The sequence below is a fragment of the Pantoea sp. X-Soil-ISGK-355 genome (assembly GCF_059730805.1).
The window spans coordinates 2,198,609-2,211,009 of sequence record NZ_AP035971.1 but is presented as its reverse complement, the minus strand read 5'-3'; the positions used below and the strand labels follow the sequence as shown (position 1 = coordinate 2,211,009).

General features: G+C 54.2%; 14 protein-coding genes. 9 read left to right on the top strand and 5 right to left on the bottom strand.

The features are described 5' to 3' along the window. The first annotated feature begins 143 nt into the window (after positions 1–143). The 6 genes from AC6I8J_RS10235 to oppF all read left to right on the top strand — a co-directional run bounded on the left by AC6I8J_RS10235 (position 144) and on the right by oppF (position 7,523). A complete protein-coding gene (locus AC6I8J_RS10235) occupies positions 144–1,769 on the top strand; it encodes an ABC transporter substrate-binding protein (protein WP_497825333.1) in 1,626 nt (541 codons plus the stop codon). A gap of 154 nt (positions 1,770–1,923) precedes the next feature. After that, positions 1,924–3,564, top strand: a complete 1,641-nt coding sequence (gene oppA / locus AC6I8J_RS10230; RefSeq protein WP_497825332.1) for an oligopeptide ABC transporter substrate-binding protein OppA — start codon at positions 1,924–1,926, stop codon at positions 3,562–3,564. A 92-nt stretch (positions 3,565–3,656) separates the two neighbouring features. Continuing rightward, entirely contained in the window at positions 3,657–4,577 is a 921-nt protein-coding gene (gene oppB, locus AC6I8J_RS10225) for an oligopeptide ABC transporter permease OppB (RefSeq protein ID WP_161733980.1), read from the top strand. Positions 4,578–4,591: 14 nt separating this feature from the next. Further along, positions 4,592–5,500: an oligopeptide ABC transporter permease OppC gene (gene oppC / locus AC6I8J_RS10220; protein ID WP_161733977.1), complete on the top strand. Its 909-nt coding sequence runs from the start codon at positions 4,592–4,594 to the stop codon at positions 5,498–5,500. Between the two features lie 11 nt (positions 5,501–5,511). Continuing rightward, positions 5,512–6,525 (top strand): ABC transporter ATP-binding protein, encoded by a 1,014-nt coding sequence (locus AC6I8J_RS10215; protein WP_161733975.1) that lies wholly within the window; start codon positions 5,512–5,514, stop codon positions 6,523–6,525. Then, positions 6,522–7,523 (top strand): murein tripeptide/oligopeptide ABC transporter ATP binding protein OppF, encoded by a 1,002-nt coding sequence (gene oppF / locus AC6I8J_RS10210; RefSeq protein WP_161733973.1) that lies wholly within the window; start codon positions 6,522–6,524, stop codon positions 7,521–7,523. Before AC6I8J_RS10215 ends, oppF begins: the two co-directional genes overlap by 4 nt. Before the next feature lie 43 nt (positions 7,524–7,566). Here the strand turns inward: oppF and AC6I8J_RS10205 are convergent, their stop codons facing one another. Then, entirely contained in the window at positions 7,567–7,890 is a 324-nt protein-coding gene (locus AC6I8J_RS10205; protein WP_003853921.1) for an HI1450 family dsDNA-mimic protein, read from the bottom strand. A gap of 45 nt (positions 7,891–7,935) precedes the next feature. Next, the gene (cls, locus tag AC6I8J_RS10200) at positions 7,936–9,396 is read right to left on the bottom strand and encodes a cardiolipin synthase (protein WP_013358038.1); all 1,461 of its coding nucleotides are present in this window, start codon (positions 9,394–9,396) and stop codon (positions 7,936–7,938) included. Positions 9,397–9,566: 170 nt separating this feature from the next. Between cls and AC6I8J_RS10195 the strand changes: the two genes are divergently transcribed. Then, the gene (locus AC6I8J_RS10195; protein WP_095707117.1) at positions 9,567–9,740 is read left to right on the top strand and encodes a YciY family protein; all 174 of its coding nucleotides are present in this window, start codon (positions 9,567–9,569) and stop codon (positions 9,738–9,740) included. 22 nt (positions 9,741–9,762) lie between these two features. On the opposite strand, the gene AC6I8J_RS10190 is transcribed toward AC6I8J_RS10195, so the two are convergent. Continuing rightward, the gene (locus AC6I8J_RS10190; protein ID WP_161733971.1) at positions 9,763–10,080 is read right to left on the bottom strand and encodes a hypothetical protein; all 318 of its coding nucleotides are present in this window, start codon (positions 10,078–10,080) and stop codon (positions 9,763–9,765) included. 345 nt (positions 10,081–10,425) lie between these two features. Between AC6I8J_RS10190 and ycgZ the strand changes: the two genes are divergently transcribed. Continuing rightward, positions 10,426–10,668 (top strand): regulatory protein YcgZ, encoded by a 243-nt coding sequence (gene ycgZ, locus AC6I8J_RS10185; RefSeq protein WP_161733969.1) that lies wholly within the window; start codon positions 10,426–10,428, stop codon positions 10,666–10,668. 199 nt (positions 10,669–10,867) lie between these two features. On the opposite strand, the gene AC6I8J_RS10180 is transcribed toward ycgZ, so the two are convergent. After that, positions 10,868–11,053: a hypothetical protein gene (locus tag AC6I8J_RS10180; RefSeq protein ID WP_253418760.1), complete on the bottom strand. Its 186-nt coding sequence runs from the start codon at positions 11,051–11,053 to the stop codon at positions 10,868–10,870. Positions 11,054–11,129: 76 nt separating this feature from the next. Then, entirely contained in the window at positions 11,130–11,426 is a 297-nt protein-coding gene (locus AC6I8J_RS10175; RefSeq protein ID WP_003853909.1) for a YciI family protein, read from the bottom strand. Positions 11,427–11,623: 197 nt separating this feature from the next. Here AC6I8J_RS10175 and tonB point away from each other — a divergent pair, with 197 nt between their 5' ends. Then, positions 11,624–12,373, top strand: a complete 750-nt coding sequence (gene tonB / locus AC6I8J_RS10170; RefSeq protein WP_161733965.1) for a TonB system transport protein TonB — start codon at positions 11,624–11,626, stop codon at positions 12,371–12,373. The last annotated feature ends 28 nt before the right edge of the window (positions 12,374–12,401 follow it).

The window sequence follows — 12,401 nt, the reverse complement described above, 5'->3', positions numbered from 1 at the left end:
CTATTTTGCTTTGGCGCCCCTTCGCGGCTTCTGATAATTTTTGGCCCAGCGTAAATTTTTTCTCCGAAAGTCCAAAGTGAGAACGCTTTTTGCTTAAGCCTATCGGGATACTTAATTAAAGGTTGGCGTTTCGCATGATTGGGATGAAAAACTTGCAACAACAGCGGTCAGCAATCGCACTCTTTTTGTTCACGGCTTTTTCTCCGGCTTATGCCGCCACCATTCCGCCTGGAACGGTTCTGGCCGCCCAACAGCAAATAGTGATCAACAACGGAAGCGAAGTCTCTTCGCTGGATCCACATAAAACCGAAGGCGTGCCGGAATCTAATGTTATCCATAACCTGCTGGATGGCCTGGTTAACACCGATAACCGCGGTCAGGTTGTGCCGGGCGTCGCCAGAAGCTGGGAAAATCCACAACCCACGGTCTGGATTTTTACTCTGCGTGATGATGCAAAGTGGAGCAATGGCGAACCGGTGACGGCCGCTGATTTCGTTTATAGCTGGCGTCGGCTGGTGGACCCGAAAACAGCATCGCCATATTCCAGCTATCTGCAGGCAGCTCATTTTGCCGGTATTGATGCCATCCTTGCCGGTAAAGCATCACCCGATCAATTGGGCGTAAAAGCACTTGATGCCCATCGCCTGCAGATCACCCTGAGTGAACCCGTGCCTTACCTGATGGCGATGTTAGCGCACACGGCGATGAAGCCGGTTTATGCGCCAGCCATTAAGCAGTGGGGCGACGCCTGGACCCGTCCCGGTCACTACATCGGTAACGGTGCCTATACACTCAGCGACTGGGTGGTGAATGAAAAAATCGTTGTGACGCGTAATCCCCTCTACTGGGACAATGCGCATACGGTGATTGAGCAGGGGACCTTCCTGCCGATCGCTACTGAAAACAGTGACATTAATCGCTATCGCAGTGGTGGCACGGATATCACTAACAGTGCGATACCGCCAGAGATGTTTGGCAAGCTGCGCAAAGAGCTGGGTGATGAAGTCAAAGTCAGTCCGCTGCTTTGCACCTTCTACTACGAAATCAACAACAAAAAAGCGCCGTTCACCGATGCACGGGTGCGCGCTGCGCTGAAAATGACCCTCGATCGCGAGGTGATTGCCAATAAGATCATGGCTCAGGGACAGATTCCGGCCTATAGCCTCACGCCACCGTTCACGGCTGGTATTAAGCTATCCCCGCCTGAATGGTTCACCTGGACCCAGGCGCAGCGTAATGAGGCGGCGAAAAAGCTGCTGGCAGAGGCGGGTTTTGATGCCAGCCATCCGCTGAACTTTACGCTGCTCTATAACACCTCTGATCAAAATAAGCGGCAGGCGATTGCCGCCGCGTCGATGTGGCAGAAAAATCTGGGCGCGAAGGTGACGCTGCAGAATCAGGAGTGGAAAACCATGCTGGAGACCCGTCATCAGGCCCAGTATGACGTGGTACGTGTCACCTGGTGTGCCGATTACAACGAGCCCTCCACCTTCCTGAACATGCTGATCAGTAACGCCTCGATCAACACCGCGTTTTACAGCAGCGCGACCTTCGATCGCTTAATGGCGGAAACGTTGACGGCGGGCAGCGAGGCGCAGCGCGTCGACCTGTATCAGCAGGCTGAAACACAACTCGACAAAGACTCACCAATTGTGCCAGTTTACTACCGCGTAAGTGTGCGCCTGGTAAAGCCCTGGGTTGGCGGCTTTACGGGCAAAGACCCGCAGGACATGACAGACCTGAAGTACTATTTCATCAAACAACACTGATCTGATCGCCGTTTCGGCGAGACAGTCGGGACACGCATCAGCGTACAGACCATTTTGGGGTCAATCTCCCTGGGAACAGGCCAGGGAGCCCGGAGACGGGGGACGCCGTGGCGGAGCATCGCCACGGTGACGATAATAAAACTGGAGTGTAATAATGAACAACATCACGAAAAAAAGCCTGATTGCAGCGGGCGTTTTTGCCGCAGTGAGTGCCCTGGCAGGGAATGCGGCTTTCGCGGCAACCGTGCCTGCGGGCGTTGAGCTGGCCGCTAAACAGGAGCTGGTTCGCGGCAATGGCGATGAAGTACAGTCGCTCGATCCGCACAAAATCGAAGGCGTGCCGGAAGATAACGTGGCGCGCGATCTTTACGAAGGTCTGCTGGTCAATGACAGCAACGGTAAACCGATCCCGGCCGTAGCGGAAAGCTATGAAAATAAAGATTTCAAAGTGTGGACTTTCCACTTACGTAAAAATGCCAAATGGTCCAATGGCGAGCCGGTCACCGCGCAGGATTTCGTCTACAGCTGGGAGCGTCTGGTCGATCCTAAAACCGCCTCACCGTATGCCAGCTATCCGCAGTATGGTCATATCCTGAACGTCGATGACATCATCGCCGGTAAAAAACCAGTTACCGATCTGGGCGTAAAAGCTATTGATGACCACACGCTGGAAGTCACCCTGAGCGAGCCGGTTCCCTATTTTGATAAGCTGCTGATTAACTCCGTCATGTCACCGGTTTACAAACCGGCGATTGAGAAATTTGGCGATCAGTGGACGCAGCCGCAGAACTGGGTCGGCAACGGTGCCTTTAAGCTTGAAGCGCACGTGATTAACGAACGTATCACCCTGGTGCGTAACCCGAACTACTGGGACAATGAACATACGGTGCTGAACAAAGTCACCTTCCTGCCGATCAGTTCAGAAGTCAGTGACGTTAACCGCTACTTCTCCGAGAACGGCAGCGACATGACCTATAACAACCTGCCAATTGAGCTGTTTAAAAAGCTGCAGCGTGACAACGGTAAAGAGCTGCACGTCGATCCATATCTCTGCACCTATTACTACGAAATCAACAACCAGAAAGCGCCATTCACCGATCCTCGCGTGCGCGCGGCCCTGAAGCTGGGTCTGGATCGTGACATCATGGTGAATAAAGTGCTGGCGCAGGGCCAGAAACCTGCCTATAGCTACACGCCACCAGCGACCGACGGCATGGACATTCTGCCGCCAGACTGGTTCACATGGTCACAGGACAAACGTAATGCCGAAGCGAAGAAGCTGCTGGCTGAAGCGGGCTACAACGCTGACAAACCGCTGACCTTTAACCTGCTGTATAACACCTCCGATCTGCACAAGAAGCTCGCGATTGCCGCCTCGTCGATCTGGAAGAAAAACATCGGCGTAAACATCAAGCTGGAAAACCAGGAGTGGAAAACCTTCCTGGATACCCGTCATCAGGGTAACTACGATGTGTCGCGTGCGGCCTGGTGTGCGGACTACAACGAACCCACTTCCTTCCTGAACACCATGGTGTCCAACAGCAGCAGTAACACATCGCACTACAAGAGCGATGAGTTTGACAAAGTGGTGCGTGACGCGATCAAAGCCCCGGATGCGAAAGCCCGCGCAGTGGATTATCAGAAGGCTGAGCAGATCATGGATAAAGACAGCACCATCGTACCGGTTTACTACTACGTAAATACGCGTCTGGTGAAACCTTATGTCGGCGGTTATACCGGTAAAGATCCACTGGATAAAACCCTGGATAAAAACTTCTACATCATCAAACACTAATAGCATTCAGGCTATCAGCAGTGGCGGCGCGTCTGGCGCCGCCTTTTTTAATTTTTTATATGTTGTGAAGCAACAGCCTGGTAGGTACGGCAATGTTAAAATTCATCCTGCGTCGCTTGCTTGAAGCGCTACCGACGCTGTTCGTCCTGATTACTATCTCCTTCTTTATGATGCGCCTGGCCCCCGGTAGTCCTTTTTCCGGTGAGCGTACGCTGGCACCCGAAGTCATGGCCAACATTGAGGCGAAGTACCACCTCAACGATCCCATTGGTAAACAGTATGTCGATTACCTGGTGCAGCTGGCGCACGGCGATTTCGGCCCGTCGTTTAAATACAAAGACTATTCGGTCAACTATCTGGTCGCACATGCGTTCCCGGTTTCTGCCAAACTCGGTCTGGCCGCGTTCCTGCTGGCGATAGTGCTGGGCGTGACCGCCGGCGTCATCGCTGCGCTCAAACAAAATACGTTGTGGGACTTCGCGGTGATGGGGGTGGCAATGACCGGTGTGGTGATACCCAGTTTCGTGGTCGCACCGCTGCTGGTCCTGCTGTTCGCCATCAGCCTGAAATGGCTGCCGGGCGGTGGCTGGAATGGCGGGCAGTGGAACTACATGCTGCTGCCGATGGTGGCGCTGTCGCTGGCGTATATCGCCAGTATCGCGCGTATTACCCGTGGATCGATGATTGAAGTGATGCACTCCAACTTTATCCGCACCGCGCGCGCCAAAGGCCTGCCGCTGCGCCGCATTGTGCTGCGTCATGCGCTGAAGCCCGCCTTGCTGCCGGTGATCTCCTACATGGGACCGGCGTTTGTCGGCATCATCACCGGGTCGATGGTCATTGAGTCGATCTATGGTCTGCCGGGTATCGGTCAGCTGTTTGTGAACGGTGCGCTGAACCGTGACTACTCACTGGTGATGAGCCTGACCATTCTGGTCGGTTTGCTGACCATTATCTTCAACGCGATTGTTGACGTGCTCTATGCCGTTATCGATCCAAAAATTCGTTACTGATTGCGGAGTTCGCCATGATGTTAAGTAAGAAAAACAGCGAAGCTCTTGATGCGTTCAGTGAGAAGCTGGAAGTAGAAGGGCGCAGTCTCTGGCAGGACGCGCGTCGTCGTTTTATCCATAACCGGGCGGCCTTAATCAGCCTGCTGGTGCTGCTGGTGATTACCCTGTTCGTGATCTTTGCGCCGATGATGGCGCAGTTCACCTACGACGATACCGACTGGGCCATGATGTCCTCGCCGCCGGATACCACTTCCGGCCACTGGTTCGGCACTGACTCATCGGGTCGTGACCTGCTGGTGCGCGTGGCGATTGGTGGCCGTATCTCCCTGATGGTGGGTGTGGCCTCAGCGCTGATCGCGGTGATCGTGGGCACACTTTATGGTTCGATTGCTGGCTATCTCGGCGGCAAAACGGACTCGGTGATGATGCGTATTCTGGAAATCCTTAACTCTTTCCCGTTTATGTTCTTCGTCATCCTGCTGGTGACCTTCTTTGGTCGTAATATCCTGCTGATTTTTGCCGCTATCGGCATGGTTTCATGGCTGGATATGGCGCGTATTGTGCGCGGCCAGACGCTGAGCCTGAAGCGTAAAGAGTTTATCGAAGCGGCCCATGTCGGCGGGGTATCAACCTGGAAAATCGTGGTGCGCCACATCGTGCCAAACGTGCTGGGCGTGGTGGTGGTTTACGCCTCGCTGCTGGTGCCAAGCATGATCCTGTTTGAATCCTTCCTGAGCTTCCTCGGTCTGGGTACGCAGGAGCCTTTGAGCAGCTGGGGCGCACTGCTCAGCGACGGCGCCAACTCGATGGAAGTCTCACCCTGGCTGCTGCTCTATCCAGCGGGCTTCCTGGTGGTTACGCTGTTCTGTTTCAACTTTATCGGCGATGGCCTGCGTGATGCCCTCGACCCGAAAGATCGTTAAGGAGTTTCCCGATGACTATTCATGAATTTCAGCCAGCAATGGCGGCCCGCGCGGGAAGCGAACAGCTACTTACGGTCAAAGATTTACGCGTGACCTTTGGCACGCACGATGGGGATGTGACCGCCGTTAATGACCTCAACTTCTCGCTGCGCGCCGGTGAGACGCTGGGCATTGTTGGCGAGTCCGGTTCCGGCAAATCACAGACGGCCTTTGCCCTGATGGGGTTGCTGGCAAAAAATGGCCGCATTGGCGGCTCGGCGATGTTCAACGGCAAAGAGATCCTGAACCTGCCTGAGAACCAGCTTAATAAACTGCGCGCCGAACAGATTGCAATGATCTTCCAGGACCCGATGACGTCGCTGAACCCCTATATGCGGGTGGGCGAGCAGCTGATGGAAGTGCTCAAGCTACACAAAGGGATGAACAGCGCACAGGCGTTTGAAGAGTCAGTGAGAATGCTGGACGCGGTGAAAATGCCGGAAGCACGTAAACGCATGAAGATGTACCCGCATGAGTTCTCCGGCGGGATGCGTCAGCGCGTGATGATTGCCATGGCGCTGCTGTGCCGGCCAAAACTGCTGATTGCCGATGAACCGACCACGGCGCTGGATGTGACGGTGCAGGCGCAGATCATGACGTTGCTCAACGATCTGAAGCGTGAATTCAACACCGCTATAATCATGATCACCCACGATCTCGGCGTGGTGGCCGGGATCTGCGATAAGGTGCTGGTGATGTATGCCGGACGCACCATGGAGTATGGCCGCGCTCGCGATGTCTTTTATCAGCCTGCGCACCCTTACTCAATTGGTCTGCTGAATGCAGTGCCGCGCCTGGATGCGGAGGGCGAGAGCCTGACCACCATTCCGGGCAATCCACCCAACCTGCTGCGGCTGCCGCAGGGCTGTCCGTTCCAGCCGCGTTGTCCGCACGCAATGGATATCTGCACCCAGGCTCCGCCGCTGGAGCCGTTTGGCGAAGGCCGTCTGCGTGCCTGCTTTAAGCCGGTGGAGGAGTTAGTATGAGCACCGTAGCTGAAAAAAGAGTGTTACTGGAAATCGCCGACCTCAAAGTCCATTTTGATATCAAAGATGGCAAGCAGTGGTTCTGGCAGCCGTCAAAAACCCTGAAGGCAGTGGATGGCGTCAGCCTGCGCCTTTATGAGGGAGAAACGCTGGGCGTGGTAGGCGAGTCTGGCTGCGGCAAATCGACACTGGCACGCGCCATTATCGGTCTGGTTAAAGCCACGGAAGGTCGGGTGGCCTGGTTAGGCCGCGATCTGCTGGGGCAGAGTGAAGAGGAGTGGCGCAAGGCGCGCAGCGATATCCAGATGATTTTCCAGGATCCGCTGGCGTCGCTGAACCCGCGTATGACCATCGGCGATATCATCGCCGAGCCACTGCGCACCTACCATCCAAAAATGGCGCGGCAGGAAGTGAAAGACCGCGTCAAAAATATGATGATGAAAGTGGGGCTGCTGCCCAACCTGATTAACCGCTACCCGCATGAGTTTTCGGGCGGTCAGTGTCAGCGTATCGGTATCGCCCGTGCGCTGATTCTGGAGCCGAAGCTGATCATCTGCGATGAACCGGTCTCGGCGCTGGATGTTTCGATTCAGGCTCAGGTGGTGAATCTGCTGCAACAGTTACAGCGTGAGATGGGGCTGTCGCTAATCTTCATTGCCCACGACCTGGCTGTGGTGAAGCATATCTCTGATCGGGTGCTGGTGATGTATCTGGGGCATGCGGTGGAGCTGGGTACCTACAGCGAGGTCTACAGCAATCCGCAGCATCCTTACACCCGTGCGCTGATGTCTGCCGTGCCGATCCCCGATCCTGATCTGGAAAAAAATAAGCAGATTCAGCTGCTGGAAGGGGAGTTGCCGTCGCCGATTAATCCGCCGTCAGGCTGCGTGTTCCGCACCCGCTGTCCGATCGCCGGCCCGGAGTGTGCGAAAACCCGGCCGCTGCTGGAAGGCAGTTTCCACCATGCGGTCTCTTGCCTCAAGGTCGATCCGCTCTAAAGCAAAACGCCGGGCATGTGCCCGGCGTTTTCTTATCTGATGCTTACTCGCGCCACAGGATATGACAGAGCTTGTGATCTTTCTCGCGGCACAGCAGCACGCGGGCAAAGACATCAGTGATTGGCTCACCATCCGCTTCACCCAGCCCGATGACTACCTCGGCGAAAAAGTCCGGGTTCAGATCAAAATCGACATGGTCTTTCCAGTCTTCAGAGGGATCAAACAGCTCTGCGCCACCGCGCTCTTCGAACTGCAGATTGAAGAGAATGACGTCTGCCGGGTCGAGATTGTCGACGGCCAGTTCGAGAAAAATATCGTAGGCCTGTTCCAGCGTTTCATCTTCGGTAAGGCGATTATTCAAATCCATAGTCTGTCCTGTCGGCCTGCGGCCATTTACACAATCTGGCTCGTTTTACAGTAAAGGACTGAAGAAGTAAAACAGTCGTTCGACGATGCGCTGCCACCAGGCACGTTTTGCCCAGCGCTTACCGTCCAGCAGGCGGGAGCGGGCAATGTAGTCATCCTGCACACAGGCGAGATCGCTGCCAAATCCTGCATCATCCACCACCAGCGTCACTTCAAAATTCAGCCATAAACTGCGCATATCAAGGTTAACGGTTCCCACCAGACTCAGCTGTCCGTCGACCAGCACGCTTTTAGTGTGCAGCAGACCATCTTCAAACTGATAGATTTTCACGCCCGCTTCCAGCAGTTCGCTGAAGAAGGAGCGGCTGGCCCAGCCGACCAGCAGGGAGTCGTTGTGGCGCGGCACAATCACGCTGACACTCACGCCACGCTGCGCAGCGGTACAGATAGCATGCAGCAGATCGTCGCTGGGCACTAAGTAGGGTGTGGTCATAATCAGCTGTTCACGCGCTGAATAAACCGCGGTCAGCAGCGCCTGATGGATCATATCTTCCGGGAAGCCAGGTCCGGAGGCGATCACCTGCACGGTGTGGCCGCTCTCCTGCTCAAACGGCATGATGTTGCGATCGGGCGGTGGGGGAAGAATGCGTTTACCGGTCTCAATCTCCCAGTCACAGCTGAACACAATGCCCATCGCGGTCGCAACCGGGCCTTCCATACGCGCCATCAGGTCAATCCACTGGCCTACACCCGCGCTCTGTTTAAAGAAGCGTGGATCCACGAGGTTCATGCTGCCGGTATAGGCAATGTAATTATCAATCAGAACGATTTTGCGATGCTGACGCAAATCCATTCGCCGCAGGAAGACGCGCAGCAGGCTGACCTGCAAGGCTTCCACGACGTCGATACCGGCATTGCGCATCATGCCGACCCATGGGCTGCGGAAAAAGTTGACGCTGCCTGCGGAGTCGAGCAGCAGTCGGCAATGAACGCCACGGCGTGATGCGGCCATTAGCGATTCGGCGACTTCATCCGCCAGGCCGCCGGGATGCCAGATGTAAAACACCATCTCAATGTTATGACGGGCCAGCTGGATATCACGAATCAGCGCCTGCATGACGTCGTCGGCGCTGGTGAGCAACTGAAGCTGATTGCCCTTAACCCCGGCAATGCCCTGACGATGGTAGCAAAGCTCAAACAGTGAACGGGCAACGTCACTGTGCTCGGTGGCAAAAATTTCACGGCACTGTTTCAGGTCGTTGAGCCAGCGTGCGGTCGACGGCCACATAGTGCGGGCGCGCTCCGCGCGACGTTTGCCCAGATGCAGTTCGCCAAACGAGAGATAAGCGATAATACCCACCAGCGGCAGAATATAGATAACCAGCAGCCATGCCATCGCCGAGGTTACGGCCCGGCGCTTCATTAATACACGCAGCGTAACCCCGGCGATCAGCAGCCAGTAACCAAATACCAGCAACCAGCTGATCAGGGTATAAAAAGTGGTCATAAAGTGGACATCCCGTTCGCGCTTTCGTCTGGCAAGTTTACGTGCAGATCATCGCTAACGAAACCCTTTATCCCGGACAGTCTCGATGAGAGATCTGATTTGGCATTACGACGGAGATCTCTATAATGCCCTCGCACAGGTCTTGCATGTATGAAGTCAGAGAGGAAGTGATGAAACGAAGCAGAAATGAAGTGGCGCGCTGGAGAATGTTACGTCAGGTGCATCGCCGCCGCTCCCGCTGGCTGGAAGGGCAGTCGCGGCGTTACAAGCGTATCCATTGCATTCGCCATCAACTGGCACAGCAGCAACGTCGCTCGATCCTGTTTATTACGCAGTTAGTTTAGGTTATATCGGCAGCAGCCCTGCTCAGGCTTCAAAAAATCCCGACTCTGCCATGACTCGTCGCGCTATAGCATGCTCCTGACGCGACGCACCCCGGTCACTGACTTCGCGCATGAGGCACTCCATCGTGCTGCCCAGCGCCGCTGGTCTGCGATACCCCGTCCGATCGTACCATTCGTAAGACCATTTTCCCGATTTACGCTGGTAATAGAGGGTCAGCCATGCAGAGCAATTTGCAGGATAACCACTCATGACTTCGATTTTCGGATCAATAATCGCCACAATTCGGGATAACAGTGGCTCGATCAGAGTAAGTGACTGGCCGGGATAGGTTTTATTCATAATTTGCCCGCGATTACGCTGTGCTTCCATTCAGAGGTTTAACTCACAAAAGCTAAATGTAGACAGCTCTGCCAGATAATTCCTCCCGACGGCTAAAAAAATGACACAGAGATCATTTTTTAAAGCTAAACAGGCTATCTCAAGGTGTAATTTAAGAGGTGTACAGCCGCTGACGTTAAACCTGTACAACTTTACATTTTTGCAAGTCACTGTTCCTAAATGATTTATTCATTTAATCAGCAGGCACGGCGAAATTTTGAGTTAAATATCTGTACAGTTAAGGGGTTGTTGTATAACTTTACCGTATCGGTTACTAACTTTTAATGAATCCTATGAGGGCCAACCATGCAGACTAACGTTCGTATTCCCGCTTCAGTATCTGACCTCTCCGCTTATTTACACAGTGCTGCACAGCCTTCACAGCAGGCCATTCTGGGGTCTGTCGTGACGGAAATCATCGCTTCTGGCCGTAGCCTGAACCGTAAAGCGATTTGCTCAAAGCTGATCAGCCGTTTACAGCATGTCACCAGCCCGGAAGAAGAGCAGCACTATCATGCGCTGATTGGTCTGATTCTGGACAGGGGTTAATTCAACGCCACTATGCCAGTGAGTGACGGGAAAACAAAGCGGGCTAACTTAACGAGCAGGCCCGCTTAGCCATAAATAAGCTCTTAACGGTCAGGCGGAGAGCGTCGCGTTCAGCCGTATGGGCAGAGGAGTAATGCAGTACGAAAGCTTTTTCTGACAGGGGTATTTACGCTGATATCGCAATAAGCTGCATGAATCATTAACCCGAAAGACGTTGTGACGTCATCATCAGCGTTACATTCACCAACTGCAGTGCTGCCGCCAGCACGATCAGCATCACAATCCACTGCTTTTTACTACGCCAGCCCTCTGTTCGCCAGAGGTATAGCGCACCGCCAATCAGTAAAGCGATAATTGCCAGTAGCCCCAGAATGATTATCTGCATCTTTCCTCTCTGAATATTCAAAACAAAAATGGCGTCTGTGCCAGGCACAGACGCCATTTTGACTGCAGATACGTTATCAGAAGACGCGTTTAAACGGCTTAACCGAGACCTGTTTATAGACGCCCGCCGCAAAGTAAGGATCATCCTGGGCCCATGACTGTGCGGCTTCTAAGGACGGAAACTCAGCAATAACGGTTGAGCCAGTGAAGCCCGCCACGCCGGGATCGTTGCTATCCACAGCAGGCATTGGGCCTGCGATGATCAGGCGTCCCTCCTCCTGCAGCAGTTTGAGCCTCGCCAGGTGGGCAGGGCGCACGGCGTTACGTTTTTCCAGTGACTCTGCAGTATCTTCTGCATAAATGACGTAAAGCACTAAGGAACTCCTGGTTATCAGAATTTTGCAACACGTTAAGGGATTGACGATTAGAGTGCAAACGAAACCTGTGGGCGGCTAATGGCTCAGCATAAAGGGCTAAAAAGCGCTTTTCTTCAGGCCGGATGGCGGGAGTTATTGAAACTGATTGCTATTTGCATTTAAAATCGCTGCTCTATTCAATCACTGCGACTGTTATGACCACGCTGACTATGCCATTTCCTAAACGCACGCCTGTCTCCATGTTGTTGTCTGTTGCTCTGCATGGAGTCGTGATTGCCGGAATTCTTTATGCTTCATTCCAGCAGGTGATTGAGGTGCCCAAAGCATCGCAGCCCATCAGCGTTACCATGGTCGCGCCCGAAGTCCAGCCCGAGCCAGCACCGGCTATCGCAGAGCCGCCTGCGCCACAACCTGAACCGCAGCCTGAACCGGAGCCACAGCCAGTGCCGGAACCGCCAAAAGCGGAGCCGGTACCCCTTCCGAAACCTGAACCGAAGCCTAAGCCTAAGCCTAAACCAAAGCCGGAACACAAACGGGAGCAGCCAAAACGCGAGGTGAAGCCGCGTCAGGAGAGCAAACCGAAGGCCGACCCGTTTAAGCAGGAAGCCCCGGCGACGCAAAACAAACCGACCACGGCGCCAAAATCTACACCGTCACCTGGCTCATCGGCCTCAACTGGCCCTAAGGCACTGAGCGTGAGTAAGCCTGGCTATCCTCAGCGTGCTTTTGCATTGCGGGTAGAAGGACGTGTAAGGGTGAAGTTTGATGTGGACAGCGACGGACGGGTAGATAACATCCAGATTCTCTCTGCTGAACCGCGCAATATGTTTGAGCGGGGCGTTAAGCAGGCGATGAAAACCTGGCGCTATGAGAAAGGAAAGCCAGGACAGGGTCTTACCATGAATATCGTGTTTAAAATTAATGGTGGTGCCAGCATTGAATAAGGTACCGGGTCAGGCAGACGCCGCCTGA